The sequence below is a fragment of the Corynebacterium sp. HMSC055A01 genome (assembly GCF_001809405.1).
Classification (GTDB): domain Bacteria; phylum Actinomycetota; class Actinomycetes; order Mycobacteriales; family Mycobacteriaceae; genus Corynebacterium; species Corynebacterium hesseae.
The window spans coordinates 1-22,883 of record NZ_KV797557.1; the positions used below are offsets into that span (position 1 = coordinate 1).

Below are 22,883 nucleotides of genomic sequence, written 5' to 3' on the forward strand. Positions count from 1 at the left end.
AAATCAACGCACTCTAAAACCGGAAGGGCCCGTAAAGGGGCGCGCTCAGCGCAAAAGCGTGCGAGGCCCCTTGCCTCGAGCACTAGCGGTCGGGCGGAGCGGGGCTTCCCGGCTCGGAAGGTGTGGATTTCGGCGGCGCGGCGGGTTTGCGGGTGCTTGGCTCAGTACCGCTGTGGCTTGCTGTGCCGTCACGATGCTCCCGGATGCGCTGGGCGCGCGGCGCGCGATGCGGGTGGGCCGGTTCCCGCGGATCGCGGGGGCCGGCCGGTACCCATTTAATCTTGCCGTTTTCGCGCACAATGCGGCCACGGCCCGGGAGGCCATTGATGGCGTTGTGGTACTTGCACAGCGGAGTGAGGTTCTCGGGGTTCGTTTCGCCGCCGTGTCTCCATTCTGTGATGTGGTGTATCTGGGAATAATCGGCGCCGCACAGGCAGCGATCCCAGGCGCAGGTGGGTTGCTCGCCGCAGGCCATGATGCGCTGCTTCTCCGAGGCGACGCGCTGGGTGCGGTGGAGTTCCACGGGGCCTTTGACGCGGTCAACAATCATGACGAGGCCTTCTTCGGCGAGCTCGCGCTCGATGAGCTCTTTGCCCGTGATCTTGGCGCCGTTGGATAGCTGAATCACGATGTCCCCGAGATCCGGCGCCACACGGTCGCTGGTTGCTGTGGCTGCGTAGCCGGAGGCCTCATCGCTGGCAGACTCGTCAGAAACATTAGACGGTGATGCGGCAGTGGAATTAAGGCGCGGGGTGGGCGGCGCTGTGGTGGCGGGCGGGAGAGGAGGCGTGCCGTCAGCAGCGGGTGCGGCGGAGTCGGGGCGCGGGGTGGACGGATCACCGAGGCGACCCAGGATTGTGGCGTACTCGGGAAGCTCCATGACGGCGAGGGTCTGGGCTACCGGGCGGGCGAGGCGGCCCTCGCGAAACGCGGCCGTGAAGGAACCCACAGGATCCTCCTCATCGATATTGGGCCGCAGGTCCTCGATGAGTGCAGCCGGAGCCGTGAGCGTGAGCTTGGATAGCTCCTTTCCCCGGCGAATCGTCACGCCAGGCTTCGGCGCAGGCGGCGGGCTGAGCTCGCGAATGCGCTTGCGCGCATAGCGGGCCACGGCCTTTTCATCGCCAGCGATTCCGCACAGCTCAATGCGCAGATCCCATGCCTCGCGCTGTTTCTTCAGCCGCCCAGCGAAGCGCTCAATGAGCAGCAGGGTGGGCAGGTCGTGGCCATTATCGCGAGCCGCTGCAATAGCGCGCGCTTGTTTGCGGGTGAAGGAGGTGGAGGCAAAGTAGACGTCGAAAAGCGCCAGCAGAGAACGCGCCACGGACTCTGGACCCCACGCCCGCAGCTGCTCAAAGCTGAGCCCCGCAACGCCGGCGACGAGCTCGATGCCTGCCGCCTGGCTGCGTAGATGCGCTTCAACAAGGTTCATGCCAGCAACGCTAAACGCCCCACCCGCACCGCACAACGGCGCCGCCGCCAGCCTGTGGATAACTTGTTGATCGCGTCATCATTAGTTTTCTTTTTAATGAAACTCATTCACAATGATAGGCATGACTAACCTGAATCCGTGGCGTACTGGGCTCATCAGTTTTCTTAGCCTCACCGCTCTGATAACGCTTGCGGGTTTGTTTCTACTACGCCCCACCACCCCGCCATCCGAGCACACCAGCCCGGACTTTTCCACCACCTACGCCCTCAATCATCCACAAGTCGAAGGCACCGTCGAGACCGTGGATAACCACCTGTGCTCCGATCCCCACACGGGCCGCGCCTTCGATGAGGCCCCGCTCATCCCCGCCGAGGGCGACGACACCTCCTGCTCCCGCGCCCTCATTGACCTGACCTCCGGCGCAGACGCAGGCCGCAAGACGCAGCTCGTATTCTATGGCGTGGCCAGTGACCCGACCCTCCACCCCGGTGACGAGGTAATTCTGACAGTTTCCAGCGACGGCACCTATGCCTTCGCTGATTTTCAGCGCAATGGAAACCTTGCGTTGTGGGCTATCATCGCGGCCCTTGTCATCGTCGGCTTCGCCGCCTGGCATGGGCTGCGAGCACTGCTGGGCCTAGGTATCAGTTTGGCCATCGTCTTCTTCTACCTCATCCCCTCCCTCATCGAGGGCCATTCGGCGCTGCCGCTGGCGCTCGTTACCTGCGCGGCCATCCTTTTCCTCGCCGTTCCTCTCGTGCACGGCGTGAACTGGAAATCAGCCTCCGCCTTAGGAGGAGCATTGGTGGCGCTGGGGTTGTCGGGGGCGTTGGGGTGGGCGTCGATAAGCAGCACGGCACTGACGGGTTCCAGCTCGGAGGATAATCTCAAGCTGCTGCTCTACATGCCCGGGGTGCCCGTTGTGGGCGTGCTGCTGTGCGGGTTCATTGTGGGCGCGCTGGGCAGCCTCAACGACATCGCGGTGGCGCAGGCCTCCACCGTGCGCGAGCTGCACGCAGCCGATCCGGCCGCGCGGCCCGGCACGCTCTTTACCTCAGCGATGAAAGTGGGCCGCGACCATATCGCCTCCATGGTGTACACCATCGTGCTGACCTATACCGGCGCGGCCCTTCCCCTGCTGATGCTCATCACGGCGGCGCAGCGCCCAGCCCTGCAGATCCTCTCCAGTGACCTCGTCGCCACGGAGGTTCTGCGCTCCCTGCTGGGCGCGATGGCCTTGACACTTGCGGTACCGCTGACCACCGCGATTGCGGCGTTTACTGTGCCGGAAGGACGCGACCAAGCGCCTCGACGGTCCAGCCGGCCTCGCGCCAAGCATCGACGCTGAGCACGTTGCGCCCATCGATGATGTGGCGGCGGGCCACGAGCTCGCCGGCCTCCGCCGGGGCGAGGTCGCGGAATTCCTGCCACTCAGTAGCGAGGATGACCAGCTCGGTGTCCTTGAGTGCCTCGCTTGCCGACGCCACGTAATTCAACGTCGGGAACACCTTCTTAGCGTTCTCCCTCAGCCTCGTAGCAAAACACAACAGGCGCTGTGAGGTTTCCTCTCACAACACCTCTAGTGTTTTCGGGTGCTCATCCCCTGAGGGGTGGGTTCTAGCTCAGCTGGCGGCGTCGCGTCGCGAGAAGCACGCCGAGACCGATGATGGTCAGACCAACCAACGTTGGTACCCACAAACCAACGCCGCCTGTCTTGGGAAGATCGCCTTGGAATACGTTGGCGACTGTCATCACCACGTCCTTTGAAGAAAGGTTCCATTGGCTCGGAGCCTTGCTGTAATCCACCTCTTGAGCAATGAGTTCAATGCCCTCTGGGTCGTCGAAGGTAATATCCGCCTTCACGTCCTTGCCCTGACCGCTCACAGACACCCTGAAGTCAATTGGCTTTGTAAGCAGGCTGTAGGACTCCGGAGCCTTAGTCTCAACGAGGCGGTAATGCCCCGGCTTGAGTTCCTCCGAGCTAAAAGTGCCGGTTTCCTGATTCAAAGTTAGCTTCGTAGCAACACCCGTCTCGTTGCCCTCATTGTCGAGCGTACGCAGCTCGAACTCCGCGGTCTTGAGCTTCTCTGCCTCAGCAAGGACGTTCTCCTTGTTGAGATCATCGCTTGAAATCTTGGCTAGGTGCAGACGAACCGTATCGGTTCCTTCTTCCGGATAAGGAACACAGCCATCATCTTCTTTATTTCCAACAATGGCAGTGTTGAAGAAACCTTGTCCAGGTTTGCATTCACCAGTTTTAGGTGCTGCAGCATTTGCGTCGATCGCCACCTGCATCTCGACTTCGAAGACGTGCTTACCGTTACTGGTTTGACCAAACTGTTTGGTACCCGCAGGTTGGATTTCAGCGTATCCAGCCAGCTTGAACGGGCCGGCTCCTTGCTGAATTCCGGATCCCGCCTTGCGACCAAATTCATCAGTCTTGGTCCACGAGGTCTTCAGAATTTTCACTGAGTTCGGAAACTCCGGCTTATCAACAACCTCGTCATAGATTGCGCCCATATTTTTATCTGGGTTGGTCACGGTAATTGTGTACTTCAGGTTGTAGGTGCCATCGCCGTTAGCAATTGCGTGATCCTCAACAGCATCCTTTTCCACCAAAGGATCAACCGGCTCAGGCACGGTATCAGGGGCAATTGCCGATGTACCGTCAGTGTTATAAGAACTGGGCGCAGTTCTCGTCCCAACAATTCTCGGCTTCACACTTCCGATGCTGGCCGCAGCATTACCGACCTTGATTTCCACAATTTGGCTTACGCCCCCTTTGGAAGAGCTACCGCCCAAGCCAAAGGCCAAGGTATCGCCAGATTCTGCCCATCCTTGTCCCCATACCGGCGCTTTATTCGGGTTCCCGAGAAAACCAAACAGGGTCTGGCCGGACGGCATAGTCAGGTTAGTGATATCGATGCGATCAACTTTGCCAGTGGAGAGATTGATTCGTTCAAGCCAGATCTTTTGCGGAGTGCTTGGGTTTGCCCACCCGCTTTGAATTCCCCACGCATAGTTGGGGGCATCCGAAAGAGCTACGATGTCCTCAGATACGGTACGGTAATTTTGTCCGATGGACCATGGCGTAGCAGCCGCTTGTTTTGCGGGGAATTTATTCTTAGAAGTTGCTGTGAGCCGATCGAGGTCAACCTCGTAGAGCCGTCCGGCTCCCCAGCTTGATGACGCAGCTACCCAGTACTTTCCATTCGAGTCGAAGGTACCCGCGTTGATGCCGCTGCCTAGATCATTGGAGTATTCACCGACTTTGCTAGCGTGCTCAGGTAATTCGCCAAGGAATCCTTGCACGCGTCCGAGGTCGAAAACCTCACCAGTGTAGGGGTTAATCTGAAGCAAATGCCCAGCAGGGAAACACGGGTCCTCGATGTGGCCGACAGAATCTACAGTCCTAGGCTCACTAATCGCATAGATGTAGTTATCTTTATCGTTGTAAGCGATTGCGTTGTAAACCCATCCGCTTTTCGGCCCGACTTCGTGGGTCTTATAGTTTCCCGTCTCATCTTGTACTTGCAGGTAGAGCTGCGAAGAAATACGGTCTTTACTACTGTTCGGGCTGGCCACCACAAACCGCCTCGTGCCGTACAGAGCCTCACTAGCAGTAAGGCTACGAGCAGGCTGACGGCTGTCGGGTTTTGTATCGCGCTGGGTACACTTCTCGCCTGAAGGAGTTACTGGGGGAACATCCTTCTCTTCAATCGGGGCAATCGGAAGCCCTGGCTCAGGCTCAATCACCCAGTCCTTGTCACGCGAGCCGTTAATGACGAGATCTTCCGAGCGGGTAGGCTCCGAACGGTACGAGGTGCGGAGAACAACCTGGGAATCCTTCGCAACTTTGACCGAGCTGAGCCGCTGTCCATCCTTGGTTGGGAACCATGTGATTTCGACGCGATCCGAATACGTTTTTACCTCGTGTTCAAGCGTGACACCATCTCCCAAACCCTCAATGGGCAGTTCAAAGTAAACGTCTTCGAGTCGCGCGGAAGGACTCAGGGTGAGGTGAGCATTCTCGAAGAGAGAGTTCTCCTTCACCGTAAACGTAGTCTTATACGGGTCCTCACCCTCGGTCTTCTGTTCCGACAACTCAACCCCGTTGCCGGTGACATTGACCCGGTGGCCTTGGGACTCATTGTCCATGTCCTGGCCCCAGATTTGCACTGCATACGTGCCATTCGGAGGTGCGACTGGGTTAAAGATGATGATGTCGCCACCTTGGAAATATAGATCAGTCACCTTCGGAATGAGCTGGAATTCCGTGTCATAAGACTTATTAAGAGAATTCCAATTCCATTCCTTCTCATAGAGATCCTCAAAGGTACGGTCTACAACAGTCGTGCCATTGCGCACAACGCGGATGCGAACGGGGCCCGTGATCGACTTGGTATTGGAATCATTTCGGTCCTTCTTAATAGCGAACCTTGTCATCCGCCATTCACCGGTTTCGTTCACGGTCATGCCCAACTCTGGATTGCCGTTGAGGAATTTCGGCTGGGGATTGGACAGCGACAGCTCTTGGTCGTATACGCCCGGCTGACCATAAACAGGACCCGGTTGCGCTGCACGAAGACGTCCACCGTTGGTCGACTCTGGGGACAGCTCTAAAGCATCGGCTTCTTCAGGTGCATTAGTATCGGCCTCGGATTCCGTTGATTCTTCTGCAATGGTCTCGGAGGCCTTCATACCGAAACCAGATTCCTTGAGTTCCTCCTTGGACGGTACTTCGTCGGCTTCAGCTACGGAGTACTCAGCCTCATCCGTGGTCTCAACCTCAAACTCAACCATGCGCGGAGGAGCCGAGTACAACGCCTGGATATCAAAGGCCAAGTAGCTTTCCTGATCGTCAGCGTCCTTGTCATTGTTCTTATCGGCGTTCACGAATCCGTAGAACTCAGGTTCAATCTCATGCCCGTCAATAGTTACCTTGCGGATCTCCTTGATCTCACCCTTGCCAACACGCTTGATGGCAAACACATCCTCCAAGGAAGCTTTGAACCCAAAATCCCATGCGTACCCCTGGGGGTCCTCGACGGTGATGCGGTCTACATTTTTCTCCCGCTTTACCGTAACCGCCTGTTCAGTTTCGGCAGGCTCTGTTTCTAAAGGGGAAACGGATTCTTGCGCCGATACCTCAACCGGATAGGTTCCTAGGCCCACGGCAAGGGCGAAGGAAGCAACCACAGCGGAGACTCCTCGTATCGCGTTGCGGGTACGCGAGCTCGCAGTACGTGCTGCAGGCTTTTTAAAGTTTCGCATAATCGTTCTTTCCTAGAGTCCGCGGTTTACTGTGTTTGCTTGTTTCCGTTGCGCCGTGCGAGTACGGCACCGAGTAGTACGAGCATGCTGCCGAGGCCTACGGCCCAGAGAACGTTCGCACCTGTCGACGCCAGTGGGGAGTCGCCGTTGCTTGAGACTGGCGGCTCGCTCGTGGGGGGTTCTTCATGCGGCCCGGTTGGAACTCGGGGTGTCGTTTCTTTCGAAGGGGTGCCAGGATTGTGCGGCGGAGTGTCTTCTGGTGGCGGAGTATCTCGGGGCGTTGTTACCGGAGTTGTCGACGGAGGAGGAACATCTTTGTCCTTATCCCACTTAGTCACCACGACGTTCTCATAAGTGAACGATGTTCCTTCAAGATTGGCCAGAGGCAGAATAATCAACTTGGGGGATGAGACATGATAATCGAACGCGCTGTCCGGTTCGTCTTCTTCGAGAAGATAGAGCCCTGGTTTAAGGCGTTCGAAGTGAGCACGTCCGTCATCCCCAGTTGTTTGGGATGCGACACGCACGAGGCCCTGAGCACGAGCATCATCGAGCTCCATGTTCTTGGCCGCTGCTCGGCCAGCAGATGTGGTGACATCGATGCCTTTAACTTCCGACAAGGTAAAGGTTGCACCAGAAATTGCAGGAGGCTTCTCACCGGCGGGAACAGGATCGAAAGGATTCGTGGCGACCTTCTCTACTACCAGTGAGATTGAGCGCTGCGAATCGACGCTTTCTGCAACAATTCCTCGATCATTTCCACTAATCACGCGGGCATCTGCTGCGGGTAGGAAGAGCCCCGAGGATAGTACTGTTGCTGCAGCAATCGCCGCTACGTATTTGGTCCTACGCATTATGATTCCTTTTCCTCTTGAGCTTCCTCGGCGTGAGTGCTTTTCTGCTTTCCCGGTAGACCCACCAGATGAGTCCTATGAGGACCAGGAGGGAGATACCCAACAACAACCACATCCACCATTGGAAGATGGAGGCGGATTCGTCGATAAGCTGCTCTTCGTCCGGGTCCATCGGCACGCGTTCCGCATGAACAAGCAAACGGTGGGTGTTGATGCCGTAGGGAGTACAGGTGATAAGGGTCAGCAAGTCACGATCACCATCTGCACGCAGGTTGTCTACTTGGTCCGGCAAAACAACCTCGGTCTCATAGACTTGGTATTTCATTCGCTCGCCAAACGTAGAAATATAAACCGCATCGCCCGCTTTAAGCTCTTCAAGGTCATCAAACATGGTTGCATTAGTCAGACCCGAGTGACCGGTGATAACCGCGTGAGTTCCCTCGCCTCCGACGGGAAGAGACGTCCCATAGAGGTGGCCTAATCCGCGCTGCAGGGTGGAGTCCTTAGTGCCGTGGTAAAGCGGCAGCTTTACGTCGATAGCGGGGATGACAACTTGGGACATCGCCGGTGCACCGCTGAGCTGGTCGAGGTACTCCTGGTATTCAATATTGTCTTCGCTGATGCGAGTAAGCCACGGGTCCAAAATCGGGCCGTTGGTGTGCGCGGCGTTGTAGCTGCGCGCCGCCTCAACCTGCTCACTGGCCTCTTGAGCATGGTAAGCATCCCGGAACTCCTGCTCGTACTCCTCAGTGACTTGCTGCTGGAGGTGGTTGTTCCACTGCGTAGCCAAGACTGGGTACATGAGCACGCATAGACCGGCGAGAATGATAACGACGGGCAGAACGACACGCTGCATTAGCGAGCGCTGCTGCCTGTGCTTGTGCGCAGGTGTGCGCGTTGCGATGCTCATGCTGTGTCCAATCTTTGTTTAAAAGGGGCGGGGATACTTTTGAAAGGCGCCTCCCCGCGTGGGTACGCCGCATGCTGGTTTAGCGTTCAGTGGCCGCTAGACCAGCAATGCACAGCACGCTTAAGCAGCGTTACGACGGGCAACGAATACGCCGGCGCCCACAATGGCGAGACCAGCGAGAACCAGAGCGGTGATACCCATACCACCGGTGTTCGGGAGGAAACGGTCGCTCGGCTTATTCTTCAGGTCGAAGGAGTACGCAAGGTTCTCGACCTTCACGTTCTCGATGCCGTTCATGCCGGTAACGTTCGGAGCAGTCTGGGTGCCTTCGTCCGTGCGCTTAATTACGAACGGAACCAAACGCTCATCAAGCTGGAAGCCGGTCGGAGCCTTGGTCTCCTGTGCACACAGCAGAGTGTTGTCATCGGCATTGTTGGCAAAGTCGGTGGCGTGAATTCCAGTGATGGAGATCTTGCCGTCCTTGCCAGTGGTCCAGGAAGACTGATCGTTGACGGTCAGTTCCTTGGTGCCCTGAACCTGGGTGTAGCCGCCGTCACCGGCCTGGCACTTCACCAGGCGGAACTCTGCACCCTGAAGCGGGGTCGTCCCGTCCTCACCAACCTTGTTGATGTTGAGGGTACCCCAGTAGGTCTTTACTTCTTCGGACTCACGCTTGTACTCACCTTCACCATTACCGGTGTTGAAATACAGCTGGGCCTTGTTAGGGATGACCTCAACGTCTTTAGGCGCCTTCGTAGTGATGCGGGTCAGAACCTTGGTGCCCGCCTTCTGTCCAGCCAAGAGGGCACGGCCTTCGTCATTGAACTGAAGGTTGATGTTGTGCTTCCCGTCTGCCGACGGTGCGGGAGTGATGACAGCATCGTAGTTTTTCGAATCCACCTTGGTTGCGCTATCCCAGCTGGTGCCCAGGCGAACTTCAATTTTGTCAGCAGTCGGAGCTTCGAGACGACCATCGAGAGCATCTACAACTCGGTAGCTTACAAGCTTGTCCAAGCTCGAAACTGCCTTCGGAATGTCAGAGCTGATGGTGTAGGTGTAGTCCTGACCACCGTGCTTGTCTTTATCCTGAACGGTCTTTTCAATGCCAGCACGGGTGTTCTTCGGGTAAACGTGAACGTTATTGATCAGGCCAGTGCCGTTCTCATTGGTAACGGGTACGGAAACCAAGAAGTCAGGCCCGGGAACGAAGCCAGAATTTGCTGGAACCTCAAGCTCGGAGACGCGGTAGACGCCTTCCTCAAGGCCGGTGAACTCGATGACACCCTGGTCGTTAGTGGTGCCTTCCTGAGCAGTTGCACCTTCAACAGGAGTGGCCTTCGAAGCATCATTCTTGTCAGCACCCGTAGCTGGAGTTACGCGAATGATCGAGAACTTGAAGCCTGCAGGAGTATCTGGGGTCTTACCCGGGATCTTAGCCTCATCCAGCTTCGAACCATTAGACGTCCCGTAGTTGTCTCCATTGAGGTCACGCTTCGTGATGGTCAAGGAGTAGCCAGCCTCGTTGCCCGGCTGCTCCGCCTGTGCAGCGGCCGGGGCTGCATTCTCAATAGCCAATCCTGCGGAGCCAGCAAAAGTGAGACCCGCTGCGATGGCGATTGCGGCAGTCTTCTTAATGACAAGTGCCATGGTGAGATTCCTTTCGGAGATTCAGTATTCGCTGGGCCCGTTGCGGTCAGCGATGAGAGAAAATTGAGTGCTCAAGAACTTCTCAAGTTTTCTGGGCCCAGCTTGGGCTCCATTTGAAACCTTACCACTTGCTTAAAATTAAGTCGATTTCCCCTGTCACCCAACTGCCTGCACGACAGCCCGATACTACATCTTTTTGATGGATTCAAACTTCATCCAGCCATAACCCACGACTATCCGTCACCACGGCCGCAACAATAACCAGCATAAATATAGGCTGGACACCGACATACACTTAAAACTTGCAGACATTCACCCAACCCTGAATCTCGCACATAGTTGCGGAACACCAGTAACATTCAGGACCCTTTTCGGGGGTGCCGAATAGGTGCTGTACTGGAACTATAACTCAGGCCTTTACCCCCTTTGACCCTTGAAATACTTCCCATTAACTCTCAAATAGCCGATACTCTTGACAGTATTTTTCAGCTTCGATTTTGCGGAAGCTGAAAAACTGCTGTCAGAAGTAGACGCCTCGCCCCCTTTTCATTCAAAGGCGACCAAAGCTCTGCACCGAATCCTCAATTAGGAATCACCGCCCACCCCCAAGGGCGATGAGACAACGCATTCGGCGATTGTAGGCATTAGGCCGGCAGGACGCGCCCCAGAGCATCGAGGGTCCAGCCGGCGCTGCGCCACTTGTCGACGTCCAGCACGTTGCGGCCGTCGATGATGTGGCGGCGGGCCACGAGCTCGCCGGCCTCCGCCGGGTCGAGGTCGCGGAATTCCTGCCACTCGGTGGCGAGGATGACCAGCTCGGTGTCCTTGAGGGCGGCGTCGGCAGTCGGCGCGTAATTGAGGGTTGGGAATACCTTCTTGGCGTTCTCCATGCCCTCCGGGTCATAGACCGTGACGGCGGCACCAGCCAGGGAGAGCGAACCGGCCACGGAGAGCGCCGGCGAATCGCGGACGTCATCGGAGTTGGGCTTGAAGGCGCAGCCCAGAACGGTGACGCGGTGGCCGAGGAGGGATCCATCGAAAGCCTGCTTGGCCAGGTCCACGACGCGATCGCGGCGGCGCATGTTGATGGCGTCGACCTCGCGCAGGAAGGTCAGCGCCTGATCCGCACCCAGCTCGCCGGCGCGCGCCATGAAGGCGCGGATATCCTTGGGCAGGCAGCCGCCGCCGAAGCCGAGGCCAGCACCGAGGAATTTGCGGCCGATGCGCTCGTCGTAGCCGATGGCGTCGGCAAGCTTGACCACGTCCGCACCGGCAATCTCGCAGATTTCAGAGACCGCGTTGATGAAGGAAATCTTGGTGGCCAAAAAGGCGTTGGCGGAGACCTTGACTAGCTCGGCGGTCTGCAGGTCGGTCACGATGAACGGGGTGTTCTGTGCCAGCGGCTGGGCATAGACCTCGCGGGCGACCTCTTCGGCTCTACTTTCGGCGAATTCGCCGACGCCGAGGACGATACGGTCCGGGGTGATGGTGTCCTTGACGGCATAGCCCTCGCGCAGGAACTCCGGGTTCCAGGCAATCTCCACGCTGGTGCCCTCCGGGGCGAGTTCATCCGCCATTTTCTGCAGCTCCGCTGCGGTGCCCACGGGGACGGTGGACTTGCCGAAGATGATGTGCTCGCCCTTGAGGCGCGGCACGAGCTCCGTGATGACGGACTTCACGTAGGTTAGGTCCGCCGCATAGGAGCCGTGGGCCTGCGGCGTTCCTACGCCGAGGAAGTGCAGGTTGGCGAATTCCGCGGCGTCGTCATAGCTGGTGGAAAAGCCCAGGCGGCCAGACTCGATGTTGCGCTCGAGCACCTCCGGAAGACCGGGCTCGTAGAACGGCACGCGGCCGTTCTTGAGAGCTGCAATCTTGCTTTCATCAACATCTACACCGAGTACCTCGTGGCCGAGTTCCGCCATGCAGGCGGCGTGCGTCGCACCCAGGTAGCCGGTACCAATCACAGTCATACGCATAACCGGGAATTTTAGGCGCGGTTGACCTGAAGCGCGCGGCGAGAACGAAAAGTTTAACGGAAGTTCAGATAGGACTTCGACGGTGTAGGCCCGCGCTGGCCCTGGTACTTCGACCCCAGTGCGCCGGAACCATACGGGGCCTGCGCCGGCGAGGACATCTGGAAGATAGCCAGCTGGCCCACTTTCATCCCCGGCCACAAGGTAATGGGCAGGTTCGCGGTGTTAGACAACTCGAGCGTGATGTGTCCGGAGAAACCCGGATCAATGAATCCGGCCGTGGAGTGCGTCAGCAGGCCCAAGCGCCCCAGGGAGGACTTGCCCTCCAAGCGTCCAGCCAAATTCGCGGGCAGGGTGAACTTCTCCAGCGTTGCGCCGAGCACAAACTCACCCGGATGCAGCACGAAGGCATCCCCCTCAGCCACCTCCACCTCGCTGGTGAGGTCCGGCATCTCCTGCTTGGGGTCGATATGCGTGTAGCGCGAGTTATTAAACACGCGGAAGAACTTGTCTAGGCGCACATCGATTGAGGAAGGCTGGACCATCTCTGCGTCATAAGGCTCAATGCCCAAGGCATCAGGCCCCTCTGAGTCGATGGCGGCACGAATATCACGATCGGAAAGAAGCACGGCACACAGTCTACCTCCCCACTGGGTCTTTTATGGCCTCGGGCGGCGGCGGTGCTAAGCTTTACTGCGATGCAGATTCTGCATTGCGCCGACGTAGTTTAATGGTAGAACTGCAGCTTCCCAAGCTGCTGGCGCGGGTTCGATTCCCGTCGTCGGCTCCACTTATTTACCCAGCTCAGGCTGGGTTTTGCTTTAGGTCTCGTCGGCGGCGCGAAGGAGCGCCGCATAGGCACCGCCGCACGCAAGCAGCTCGGCGTGGGTGCCGCGCTCGACTACGCGGCCGGCGTCGAGGACGATGATTTGGTCGGCGTCACGGATGGTGGACAGACGGTGCGCAATGACCAGGCGGGTGGCGTCCGCTCCAAGCACTGCATCCTGGATGGCGCGTTCGGTTTCGTTATCGAGGGCCGAGGTAGCCTCGTCCAGAATGAGCACTTGTGGCCGGCGCAGCAGCGTGCGCGCGAGCGAGAGGCGCTGCTGCTCCCCGCCGGAGAAACGGTAACCACGCGAGCCTACGAGAGTATCGAGTCCCTCGGGAAGCGCGGCGATGACCTCATCCACGCGGGCGGCGTGCAGGGCCGCCCACATTTGCTCCTCGCTGGCATCGGGCTGCGCGAAGAGGAGGTTCTCCCGCACTGTGCCGTGGATGAGGTAGGTCTCCTGGGAAACCACGCCGATGACCGCCGCGCGCTGCGCCGGCGGAATGTCACGCAGGTCTACCCCGCCTAAGAGCACGGTGCCTTCTGTCGGGTCGGCAAGGCGCGCCAGAAGGGCGGCCACCGTGGACTTACCGGAGCCGGTATGCCCCACAAGCGCGGTGGTGGTGTGGGCGGGGATGGAAAGGGAGACGTCGGAAAGCGCGTCGGTGTCGGTGCCGGGGTAGCGGTAGGAGACGTGCTGGAGGGTGAGGGAGGCGTCGGCAAGCTGGGCGGGCCGGGTGGCCTCAGTGAGTTCGGGCTCCAGATCCAGGTACTCGAAGATGCGGCTGAACAGCGCCATCGACGCCACCCACTGCGCACCCACGTTGAGCAGGCCAGTAATGGGCCGGAAAATCTGGGTCTGCAGGGTGGAAAAGGCGATGAGCGTGCCAATCGTAATCCCCGGGCGCAGGCCAGCCACCAGGTAAATTAGCGCCGGCATCACGCCGAAAATGATTTGGGTCAGCGCCATACGCCAGCGCCCGGCCAGCTGCGATTCCAGCTCCAAGCGGATAAGCGAGCGCGAGGTTGTCTCAAACCCGTCATAAACCCGCTCCTGCGCGCCCAGCGTGGCCGCCAGGCGCATGCCGGACACGGACAGGTTCTCCGAAATGGTCTGCTGCAACGTCGCCTGCGCGCGGCTGTTTTTCTCCATGAGGCTGCGGCGCAGCACGGCGGCGCGGCGGGTGAGCCACACGGCGGGTGGCAGCACCAGCAAGGACAAAAGCGAGAGGGTGGGCGAAAGCGCCACCATCGCTACCAACGTGGCCACCGTCATGGTGAGGTTGCTAGCCACGGAGGTCGCGGTGGTGGTCACCATGCCGCGCATCGCCGCGATGTCATTGGTCAGGCGGGATTGGATCTCGCCGCCCCGGTTATTGGTAAAGAACTGCAGCGATTGGCGCTGCAGGTTGGCAAAGACCTGCGTGCGCAGCTCGTGCATGATGGTGTGCCCCACCCGCGCCGACAGGAAGGACTGAATAACGCCGATGGCCTGGGAGACCACGGTGATGGCCAGCATGCCGCCGACGAGCCACAGCAGCAGCGCGGTGTCGTGTTCAGGAATGGCCTCATCCACGGTGCGGCGTACCAGGAAAGGCTGCACCACCGTCAGCCCGGAGGTGGCGATGATGAGCGCCACCACCACAAGTAGCGTGCCGCGGTGCGCGGCAAACAGGCCGGCGACGCGAGCAAACTTCACCGGGTGCTGGGCCAGCTGATCGACGTCCGCGGGGTCCTTCACCGCGGTGTGCATCGGCCGGGTCATGGCTTAACCGCAGGTAACGATGGGCTGCGGGTCATAGACCGTGGTGGTGGTCTCCCGGGAGATCTCCTTGCCGGACAGATCCTTAATTACGCGGGTATCGGACGTCGTGAAGCCCGGCGCGCCGGACGACGGCGAGCAGTCCTCACTCACCGACTTGCGCTGCGGCTCGGTCTTGGCCCAGCGGCCGTTGTTGATGGATTCGACGTCGACCGTCTTCACGCCCTTGAAGCGCACGGTGATGTCGTTGCCGAAGTCAGTCTCGATGCGCACTGGGTGGTTGGAGGTGTTCTTAAACTGCAGGTCAATTGCGCCTTCGTACACGGTGGCCTCGCGGCCAGCCGGGTAGCGCGAAATGTAATAGGAGTGCGGGGTGTGTGCCACGTCCTCCATGCCGGCGAAGTAGGCCGCGTTGTACAAGGTGGTGGCGAACTGAGAGATGCCGCCGCCCACGGCCTTGCCCGCGTGGCCGTCGATGATGATGCCGGATTCCACATAGCCCTGCGCGGTACCGCGCGGGCCGGTGTAGCCGTTGAGGGAGAAGGTCTCACCCGGGTTGACCACGGCACCGTTGACCTCCTGGGCCACCAGGCGGATATTGGTGCCGGAGGCCCCGGAGAAACCGCCGGTAGAAAACTCGGACACGGTCTCATCGAAGGTGGCCTTCTCTGCCATTTCCGTGGTGAAGTCTGCGGGGTCCGGCTTGTAATCGGCATCCCATTCGCGGTCGTCCTCGCTGCTCACACGGTCCTCGAAGCCCTCGAGGGTCTTCTCCCAGTCGATGATGGAGCCATCCACCGAGGGCGTGATCTGCTTGTCGTTGCCGCTGAAGGAAATTTTGGCGTTGGTGCCGGGCACCTCGGAGCCTTGCATGCGCTCTTGGAAAAGCTCGCGCGCGCGGTTCTTATCCACCTTGAGGCGTAGCTCGCCATCCTCCGCGGCGATGGAGACGAACTGGGAAATCTCCGGCTTGCGCAAGGTGCCGGTGGTGTTGTTCTCGCCCTTCAGCGTGAGCGGGTTATCCAGCGCGCGGGCGGCATCCCCGGTGCGCATGGCCTCAATCGCCTCATCATTAATCTGAGGCTCCACCACCATCGGCTCGACGTCGACGCCCTCGGGGTCGAGCCAGTGCTTGACGACGCCCTCGTGCAACTCCCCCTCGTCCACCGCCTGGCCCAATACGGGTGCGGTCTCCTTGAGGGAGCCGTCGATAAGCTCCAGGTTTCCGTCCTTCGGCTCGATCTTCAGCTCGTTGCCCACGCGCTCGAGCTGGCCGGAGAGCTGATTCTCATCGATGTCCACGGCGACAGGGATTTCCTGGGTGGGCTTGATGAAGCTGTACAGGCGCGAGAAGGGGTTCAGGGAGGCGTCAGGAATGCCGTCGACGGCCTTCTGGTAGTTCAGGCTCAGGCCGGAGTCCTGGGGGATAAGCTGCGAGCTTTTCTCCCCGGAGCGGATATCCACGGGCTGGGCCGCGACGTCCCCAAGCTCCTGCTCCAGCTTCTCCACCGCGGCGGTGCGCTCCATGCGGGAGATGTCCACGCCGCCGACCGACGTCGCGCGCGGAACCTTGTGCTGGTTGGCCATGACGTCCCACGCGTAGGCGATGCCGGCGATGAGTAGAAGTCCAACGAGCACGCCAAGGGCCACGTGGAGCCCCTTGCGCCGCTGTTGGCTATGTCCGATTGCCTTTTTCACGTGTACGAGATTAACGGCTGCCAGCTGGTTTTTACTAGTCGCCCTCGTGCTGGGCCACGACTTCGGCGGCCGCGTCGATGACCGCGTTGATGTCATCGTCGGTGGACCACAGCGGCATATCGGCACCTGCGGCAAGGGCTGCGGCCACGGCCTCCGGCACGCTGAAATTCTCCGAGATGGAGGCCATTCCTCCCAGGTCATCGGTGTAAATGGTGCCCTCGAAGCCGAGTTCCTCGCGGGCCAGCTGGTAGGCCCGCGGGTTGAGGGAGGCGGGCTCATCGCCGAGGCCTGGTACCACGAGGTGCCCCATCATGAGGGCCGCCTCGGGGGCTTGCGGGATTGCCGTGTGGAAAGGCACGAACTCGTGACCAGAGAGCTCCTCTAGCGGCGGGGTCACCGCCTCACCCAAGTGCGTGTCCCCGGAGGCGCGCCCGTGACCGGGGAAGTGTTTGAACACGGCCTTAACACCGGCGGCCTGCAGACCGCGGGCAAAGGCCGCGCCATACTCGCCGGCGGCCTGTGGGTCGGTGGAGAAGGCGCGGTCGCCGACGACCTCCAGGTCTCCCCCGTCCACGTCGAGCACGGGGGCGAAGTCCACCGTCACGCCGTGGGAACGCAGGCTCTGTCCAATCTCCGTGGCCAGGGCCTCGACCTCCTCCGGGCTATGGCCTTCCGCCATGGCCTGCGGGGAGGGGTAATCGCCCAAGATTTCGGAGAAGCGCTGCACGCGCCCGCCCTCGAAATCGATGGAGACTTCAAAGTCACGGCCCATCTCTTCGCGCAGGGCGTTGAGGCCGCGGGGGCCATCGCCCAGCAGCTCCGGGTCGGCCCAGCTGGGGATGAAGAGTCCACCCACGCCGGCCTCCAGCTTCGCGCGCGCATCGTCATAGTTCAGCGCAGGCGGCATGAGCTTGGCGGCGGCACGGGCGCGGACGTCCTCGGGCGCGGCTTCCTGTGGTGCCGCATCGTCCGACGTGTCACCCGACGCCGCGGCGCTGGTTTCACTGGGCGGGGCATCGGAAAGCTCAGGCTCCGTACTGCACGCGCTCAGCGCACAGATAGCACTCAACAGGAGGGCGGGCATTGCTTTTTTCATGCACACCAGTGTGCCTGAAGCACCCGCGCGGGCAACAACCGGTTGTTAGGATGGTCACATGAATAACGGAGAGACCATGCTCATTGCCTATGACGGCTCCGACCGCGCCGACCGCGCCCTCGAATACGCCGCGCGGCTGCTGCGCCCCACCGATGTCGAAATCCTCACCGCCTGGGAACCGTCCGCGCGCCAGGCCGCCCGCGCGGTCAGCCGCACCGGGCTGCACCAATCCACGGTCTCACCAGACAGCGTGGAGGATGACCCGGCCTACGAGGAGGCCCTCGCCATCTGCCACCGCGGTATTGCCAAGGCCGAGTCTCTTGGCCTGCGCGGCCATGCCCACCTGGTGGAATCGGTGACGACGATTCAGAGCGCGATTGTTGACGCCGCCCACGAACTCGACATCGACGTCATCGTCACCGGAACCCGCGCGCTCACGGGCTTCCGCTCACTGTGGAATAACTCCACTGCGGAGTACATCGTGCGCAACGCGGGCCTGCCGGTGTTCATCGTTCCGCCGGAGAACGATGAAGAGGACGACGACGCCGCGGAGAGCCACTCCTAAAAGGCGGCATCGAGCTGCTAGAATCTGGCGCCATGGCATTCGACAGCGATTCACTCAACAAGCGCACCCTGGGCCCGGCCCTGGGCAGCGCGGTCGTTGGCGTAGCGCTGGGGGTCGTGACCATCCTGGGCATCGCGCAGTTCTCGCAGGCAGATGCCGTTCCAAACGATAATTCCGTCAAGGCCTCCGACGCCGTGATGGGCGGGCCGGAGTACGGCTCCCGCGAGTAGCGTGCGTGCACGCATCGGGGGGCTTTTCTTTTTAGCCCTCGTGGTTCTGGTGCAGCCGTGGGGGCTGACCGCCGCCGATACCAAGCACGACCTGGTGGCCAACCCGGCTAGGTTTTTGGCCGGCGCCCTGCATGCCTATACCGATACTTTTACGCTGGGCCAGCTGCAGAACCAGGCCTATGGATATCTCTTCCCGCAGGGCTTGTTCTTCTTGCTGGCGGATCCGCTTCCGGATTGGATAGCGCAGCGCGCCTGGTGGTTCTTGGTCCTGGCCGTGGGCTTCCTGGGCTTCTTCCGCGTGGTCCGCACAGTGCTTCCCGCCGCGCCGCGCTATGCCGCGCTGATGGGCAGCCTCCTCTATGCGCTCTCCCCGCGCACGCTGACCACGCTGGGCGCGATTTCCTCGGAGACCTGGCCGGTCATGCTGGCCCCCTGGGTGCTGCTGCCCTTCCTGCGGCCGGGCCGTCTGCGCTGGCGGGATGCCGCACCCTCGGTGGTGGCGGTGGCGTGCATGGGCGCGGTTAACGCCACGGCCACACTCGCCGCTTGCCTGCCGGCGGGTGTGATCCTGCTGTGGCGGCGCGCGGGCAAGACCGGCCTGGTGTGGTTGGCTGGGTGCGCTGCGGTATCCGCGTGGTGGATTACCCCGCTGCTCATCCTGGGCCGCTATGCCCCGCCTTTCACGGAATTCATCGAGTCCGCCGGCGTGACCACGCGGTGGCTCAACCTGGCGGAAATCCTGCGCGGCACCACCAGTTGGGCGCCGTTTGTGGATACCGAACGCGTCGCTGGCAACGAGCTGGCCACCGAGCCGGTCTTCGTGCTTGTCACCGTGGCCGTGGCCGCCCTGGGTCTTATGGGCCTGGCCCGGCTGCCGCGCGAGTGGGCCTTCATGCTGTTGGTGGGGGTGGCCGTGCTCGGCACGCATGCCACCTGGTACCTCGACGCGCTCGATGGCCCTCTGGCCGCGCTGCGCAACGTGCACAAGTTCGACCCGCTGGTGCGCATCCCGCTGGTTCTCGGCGTGGCCGCGATTGCCGCCCTGGTGAGGTTGCCGCGGACGTTGGCACTGGGGCGTCGTGAAGCAGCGGGCCTTCTGGTGTGCCTCGTGGTGATGGGCGCGACCGCCCCGGCGTGGGCGGGCAGGCTGCTGCCGAAGGGCGCGTACGAGGAGGTGCCCGACTATTGGCAGGAGGCCGCCTCCTTCATGAACAGCCTGGATACGCGCGTGCTCATCTACCCACCGGCCTCCTTTGCGCGGCAGGACTGGGGCTGGACGCGCGATGAGCCGGCGCAGCCGCTTCTCGACGTCCCCTGGGCCGTCCGCGACGCCGTCCCCCTCATCCCGCCCGAGGCCATCCGTGGTCTGGACGGTGCGATGGCACAGATTTCCCGCGACCCTGCCACCGCACCCGTGGTGTTGCAGCGCCTTGGAATCGGGGCAGTTGCGGTGCGCCACGACCTGACTTCTGGTTCTGCAACCCATATTCCGGGCGAGGTCCACACCTTCGGGGAGGTCGACGTCGTCGTCTTCGACCGCGACCTCTCCATGAACTTGGCGCCTGCGGATCCGCCGCGCGTGGCGGGCGGCGGCGAGTCGCTCGCGCTCCTCTCCGGCCCTCACGAGCTCGTCTCCTCCGACGCGGACATCGTCACCGATACGCCTGCGCTGCGCGACCGCAACTACGGCACGCTTTCCGGCCCGGTCTCCGCGCCGCTGGCCCCTGATGACCCTTCCACCGTGCGCAATCGACTGCGCGATTACCCCTCCGCCGGCCCGCTGACCCAGGTGGTGGAGCACGATGGTCGCGTCACCGCGTCCTCCTCTGCCGCGGATGCTTCTGCCTTCGGCGGGGCGAACCCGGCGCGTTCTCTTACAGCGGCCGTCGACGACGAGAACTCCACCGCGTGGTGGCCCGCGCCCGGCGATTCCGGTTGGCTGGAGCTGCACTCCGATTCCACGTGGACCTCGCCCACGCTGCGGCTGATGACCACCGGCACGACTGAGGTCACCATCCACAACGGCGACTCCAAGGTGACGGTCACCATGGAGGCCTACCGCGCCCGCGATATCCGCGTGCCCGGCGCGAAAGCCTCCACCATCCGCATCGAGCCGCAGCGCCGCACCGGAATTGCGGAAGCCTCCATCGTGGATCAGCCCACCCCGCGGCGCATCGTCACCGTGCCCGATACCTCGCCCGATGCCGAGCAGTTCCTCTTCCAGCAGGACAACGAGCACATCCTCATCCGCTCCTTTACTACCCCGCGCGACATGACGGTGCGGGTCTCCGGTGAGAAGACAGTGCTTATCGACGGCTCCCCCCACGCCCCCAACTCCACCCTCAACCTGCCCGCCGGTCAGCACCTCCTGCGCACCACCGGCGACTGGGCGGCGCTGACCGATACCGCATCCTCCCTGCCCGCGCCCCTTCCCGCTTCCTCTGACCGCTCTTCAGCCGCAGCCGGGTCTTCCGCCGGCTCAGCCGCCACATCCGGTGCTGACCACGGCTATACCCCGCTCGCTGCCGGTGAGACCATCGAGCCCGCCGACCACGACCGCCTCCTCATCACCGGCCGTGCCTTCAACGAAGGCCTGCGCGGCGAGCTGCGCTCCCCCAGCACAGCTGCGGTCTCGACGCCAGGTTCAGCACAAGACTCAGCGCCGGACTCAACGCCTGCCTCCAGCTCGGAACCACTGCCCCTCGAACCGCGCTCCATCGATGCCGACACGCAGGCCTTCCTCATTCCCGCCGGTGCCGGCGGCACCTTCCACATGTCTTTTGCTGCCGACCGCGCCTATCGCGTCGGCTTGGGCCTCGGCGGCGCGCTCGCCGCGCTGACCACCGCGCTGTGCCTGCTCGTCATGGCCCGCGGCCCCCGCCCTCACTCCGCTTCCCCCGCCGCCTCCGCTGCTTACACGGCACACAACACCGCCTCGTCCAGCCCTGCTACCCACTCGTCTACCTCGGCGCGTGTCCTTCTAGCCCTGCTCATCGCGGCAACGATGGCGCTCGTCGCGGGCCTGCCCGGTGTTGCCGCCGCGGCCGCGGCGTGGGCCATCACCCGCTGGACCACGTTGCGCTCCGACTACTTGGCGGGCGCGCTGACCCTGGCTGCGGGCGCGATGCTCGCCCGCGCACCCTGGCCCACGGACGGCTACGCCGGCGACTCGCTGCTCGTGCAACTGCTCTGCGCCGCGGCCATCACGTGTGCCTGCCTCCCATCCCGCCGCACGTCCTAAGTACCCGGCCCCGCCCCAGATGGTTTCCCTCAAAAGGTACTAGTCAAAAGGTGTCTTTGGGGGCAGGGAAACCATCTGCGGCGATGTAAAAGGTTTGTTTGGGGTCAAGTAAACCGTTTGACTAATGCCTTCTGGAAAATGCCATGTGTGAAGTGCCGTCTACGGCCCCGCCGAACCGGCGGAATCAGTAAAACCGGCGGCGTTGGCAAGGGATCCGGAACCGCCAGAGCTCGCGGAATCGGCGGCGAGGCGCGGCAGCGAACGCGGAATGGTGATGCGGCCGCGGGCGAAGGAGCGGATGAGGTCGCGGCCGGGGACCTCGACAAGCGCGTAGGTCGCAGCAGAAAGCACACAGCTAACGACCACCGTGAAGACCAACACCACCGCGAAATCCCCGGCAGAGCCGGAGAAAGCAGACACGCCCAACAGCGGGAAGGCAATGGCCAGCACCGCTACGTGCCACATGAAAACACCATAAGACCAGCGGCCCAGCGCTCGCATCACCTCGGAAGAAAGCCAGCTTTCCCGCGGGGCCAGCGCCACCGGCACCACGATGCACGCCCCGCACACCGCCCCCGCCGCAATGCGCCGCGCAAACTCACCCGGTTCTGGATGCACCAAGCCCTGCGGGCCGAACCACTCGCGGCTGGCCAGCCACACACAGCCCGCGGCCACCGCCCAACAAGCGGGCCGCACAATGCGCCCGGCGCGCACACGCACGCCAGCTGCCTCCGCCTCCGCGGCCAGCATTCCCACCGCAAACCACGAGAAATACGCGGGCGGCCAAATCTGCGTATTGACATCGCCGGATTCATACCCGGCCACAAACGGCAGGAAGCCCCAGAACAAACTCAGCACGCCAGCTCCAGCAATAAGCGCAACCCGCGGGCGCGCCGAGAGCTTATCCAACAACCACGCCAACAGCGGCAACACCGCATAGAAGGCGAACTCCACACACAGCGACCACAATTGCGTGAGCCCGGGAACCAGGCCATCGGCAATATAGAGCTGCGTGCCAGTCAGGTTGGTGATGACTTGCGGGAGGGTTAAGGGGGAAGCGTCGGGAAGCAAGGCGAGCACGACCACCACACACACCACATACAACGGCGCCAAGCGCGCCACGCGGGAGAGCACGTACTGCCCCGCCGTGTGCGCGTGCCGCCGGCGCCACAACAAGAAACCGCTGAGGACGAAGAAGACCGCCACCCCGTAATCCAGGCGCTCAGCCCAGGCCCAGCCGGTGGCCGTCTGAAAAGACACGTGCGTGACCACGACTGCCAATGCTGCCAGCGCACGCACGCCTTCGAGCTCAGGGAGAAAGCGCATGGCCCACTACGATACTATTTCTGCAGTGAATCCCTCGACCGATCGG

General features: G+C 61.6%; 15 protein-coding genes, 1 tRNA gene and 1 pseudogene. 5 read left to right on the plus strand and 12 right to left on the minus strand.

Features of this window, described 5'->3' with window-relative positions:
• Positions 1-82: 82 nt before the first annotated feature.
• Positions 83-1,432 carry an HNH endonuclease signature motif containing protein gene (locus tag HMPREF2604_RS03955; protein WP_070563356.1) on the minus strand — a complete coding sequence of 450 codons (1,350 nt, stop codon included), beginning with the start codon at positions 1,430-1,432 and terminating at the stop codon, positions 83-85.
• Positions 1,433-1,553: 121 nt separating this feature from the next.
• On the opposite strand from HMPREF2604_RS03955, the gene HMPREF2604_RS03960 reads away from it, so the two are divergent.
• Positions 1,554-2,780, plus strand: a complete 1,227-nt coding sequence (locus HMPREF2604_RS03960) for a YibE/F family protein (RefSeq protein ID WP_070563359.1) — start codon at positions 1,554-1,556, stop codon at positions 2,778-2,780.
• On the opposite strand, the pseudogene HMPREF2604_RS03965 reads toward HMPREF2604_RS03960, so the two are convergent.
• The 7 genes and pseudogenes from HMPREF2604_RS03965 to dcd all read right to left on the minus strand — a co-directional run.
• A pseudogene (locus HMPREF2604_RS03965) lies at positions 2,710-2,955 on the minus strand (UDP binding domain-containing protein); the annotation flags it as partial. The gene HMPREF2604_RS03960 and the pseudogene HMPREF2604_RS03965 sit on opposite strands and share 71 nt — an antisense overlap.
• Positions 2,956-3,049: 94 nt before the next feature.
• Positions 3,050-6,631 carry a DUF6923 family protein gene (locus tag HMPREF2604_RS03970; protein ID WP_070563365.1) on the minus strand — a complete coding sequence of 1,194 codons (3,582 nt, stop codon included), beginning with the start codon at positions 6,629-6,631 and terminating at the stop codon, positions 3,050-3,052.
• 101 nt (positions 6,632-6,732) lie between these two features.
• On the minus strand, positions 6,733-7,560 hold the full coding sequence (locus HMPREF2604_RS13855) for a pilin N-terminal domain-containing protein (RefSeq protein ID WP_141746423.1): 828 nt from the start codon (positions 7,558-7,560) through the stop codon (positions 6,733-6,735).
• Positions 7,553-8,470: a class C sortase gene (locus tag HMPREF2604_RS03980; protein ID WP_070523726.1), complete on the minus strand. Its 918-nt coding sequence runs from the start codon at positions 8,468-8,470 to the stop codon at positions 7,553-7,555. Before HMPREF2604_RS03980 ends, HMPREF2604_RS13855 begins: the two co-directional genes overlap by 8 nt.
• A 120-nt stretch (positions 8,471-8,590) precedes the next feature.
• Entirely contained in the window at positions 8,591-10,117 is a 1,527-nt protein-coding gene (locus tag HMPREF2604_RS03985; protein WP_070523729.1) for a SpaH/EbpB family LPXTG-anchored major pilin, read from the minus strand.
• Between the two features lie 644 nt (positions 10,118-10,761).
• The gene (locus tag HMPREF2604_RS03990) at positions 10,762-12,093 is read right to left on the minus strand and encodes a UDP-glucose dehydrogenase family protein (RefSeq protein WP_198530969.1); all 1,332 of its coding nucleotides are present in this window, start codon (positions 12,091-12,093) and stop codon (positions 10,762-10,764) included.
• A gap of 53 nt (positions 12,094-12,146) precedes the next feature.
• On the minus strand, positions 12,147-12,719 hold the full coding sequence (gene dcd / locus HMPREF2604_RS03995) for a dCTP deaminase (RefSeq protein ID WP_070523734.1): 573 nt from the start codon (positions 12,717-12,719) through the stop codon (positions 12,147-12,149).
• An 87-nt stretch (positions 12,720-12,806) separates the two neighbouring features.
• Here dcd and HMPREF2604_RS04000 point away from each other — a divergent pair.
• Positions 12,807-12,880, plus strand: a tRNA-Gly gene (locus HMPREF2604_RS04000).
• Between the two features lie 31 nt (positions 12,881-12,911).
• On the opposite strand, the gene HMPREF2604_RS04005 is transcribed toward HMPREF2604_RS04000, so the two are convergent.
• Genes HMPREF2604_RS04005 through HMPREF2604_RS04015 form a run of 3 tightly spaced genes read right to left on the minus strand, consistent with a single transcriptional unit; the run spans position 12,912 to position 17,475 of the window.
• The gene (locus tag HMPREF2604_RS04005; protein ID WP_070563368.1) at positions 12,912-14,684 is read right to left on the minus strand and encodes an ABC transporter ATP-binding protein; all 1,773 of its coding nucleotides are present in this window, start codon (positions 14,682-14,684) and stop codon (positions 12,912-12,914) included.
• A 3-nt stretch (positions 14,685-14,687) separates the two neighbouring features.
• Complete coding sequence (locus tag HMPREF2604_RS04010) at positions 14,688-16,379, minus strand: VanW family protein (RefSeq protein ID WP_210384661.1); 1,692 nt, start codon at positions 16,377-16,379, stop codon at positions 14,688-14,690.
• 34 nt (positions 16,380-16,413) lie between these two features.
• Complete coding sequence (locus tag HMPREF2604_RS04015; RefSeq protein WP_101736121.1) at positions 16,414-17,475, minus strand: glycoside hydrolase family 3 N-terminal domain-containing protein; 1,062 nt, start codon at positions 17,473-17,475, stop codon at positions 16,414-16,416.
• A 58-nt stretch (positions 17,476-17,533) separates the two neighbouring features.
• Between HMPREF2604_RS04015 and HMPREF2604_RS04020 the strand changes: the two genes are divergently transcribed.
• From HMPREF2604_RS04020 to HMPREF2604_RS04030, 3 genes are read left to right on the plus strand one after another with little or no spacing between them, the layout of a single operon-like run.
• Positions 17,534-18,040 (plus strand): universal stress protein, encoded by a 507-nt coding sequence (locus HMPREF2604_RS04020; RefSeq protein WP_070525873.1) that lies wholly within the window; start codon positions 17,534-17,536, stop codon positions 18,038-18,040.
• Positions 18,041-18,072: 32 nt separating this feature from the next.
• Positions 18,073-18,270 (plus strand): DUF2613 domain-containing protein, encoded by a 198-nt coding sequence (locus tag HMPREF2604_RS04025; protein WP_010188604.1) that lies wholly within the window; start codon positions 18,073-18,075, stop codon positions 18,268-18,270.
• 1 nt (position 18,271) lies between these two features.
• Positions 18,272-21,511, plus strand: coding sequence for an alpha-(1->3)-arabinofuranosyltransferase domain-containing protein (locus HMPREF2604_RS04030; protein WP_070563374.1), 3,240 nt, complete (start codon positions 18,272-18,274; stop codon positions 21,509-21,511).
• A 159-nt stretch (positions 21,512-21,670) separates the two neighbouring features.
• Here HMPREF2604_RS04030 and HMPREF2604_RS04035 read toward each other — a convergent pair whose 3' ends face one another.
• Positions 21,671-22,837, minus strand: coding sequence for an acyltransferase family protein (locus HMPREF2604_RS04035; RefSeq protein ID WP_070563377.1), 1,167 nt, complete (start codon positions 22,835-22,837; stop codon positions 21,671-21,673).
• Between the last annotated feature and the right edge of the window lie 46 nt (positions 22,838-22,883).

Bases quoted from the DNA above. Each gene is read 5' to 3' on its own strand.
- HMPREF2604_RS03955 (WP_070563356.1), bottom strand. From the start codon at position 1,432: ATGAACCTTGTTGAAGCGCATCTACGCAGCCAGGCGGCAGGCATCGAG.
- HMPREF2604_RS03960 (WP_070563359.1), top strand. From the start codon at position 1,554: ATGACTAACCTGAATCCGTGGCGTACTGGGCTCATCAGTTTTCTTAGC.
- HMPREF2604_RS13855 (WP_141746423.1), bottom strand. From the start codon at position 7,560: ATGCGTAGGACCAAATACGTAGCGGCGATTGCTGCAGCAACAGTACTA.
- HMPREF2604_RS03980 (WP_070523726.1), bottom strand. From the start codon at position 8,470: ATGAGCATCGCAACGCGCACACCTGCGCACAAGCACAGGCAGCAGCGC.
- HMPREF2604_RS03985 (WP_070523729.1), bottom strand. From the start codon at position 10,117: ATGGCACTTGTCATTAAGAAGACTGCCGCAATCGCCATCGCAGCGGGT.
- HMPREF2604_RS03990 (WP_198530969.1), bottom strand. From the start codon at position 12,093: ATGCGTATGACTGTGATTGGTACCGGCTACCTGGGTGCGACGCACGCC.
- HMPREF2604_RS04005 (WP_070563368.1), bottom strand. From the start codon at position 14,684: ATGACCCGGCCGATGCACACCGCGGTGAAGGACCCCGCGGACGTCGAT.
- HMPREF2604_RS04015 (WP_101736121.1), bottom strand. From the start codon at position 17,475: ATGAAAAAAGCAATGCCCGCCCTCCTGTTGAGTGCTATCTGTGCGCTG.
- HMPREF2604_RS04020 (WP_070525873.1), top strand. From the start codon at position 17,534: ATGAATAACGGAGAGACCATGCTCATTGCCTATGACGGCTCCGACCGC.
- HMPREF2604_RS04025 (WP_010188604.1), top strand. From the start codon at position 18,073: ATGGCATTCGACAGCGATTCACTCAACAAGCGCACCCTGGGCCCGGCC.
- HMPREF2604_RS04035 (WP_070563377.1), bottom strand. From the start codon at position 22,837: ATGCGCTTTCTCCCTGAGCTCGAAGGCGTGCGTGCGCTGGCAGCATTG.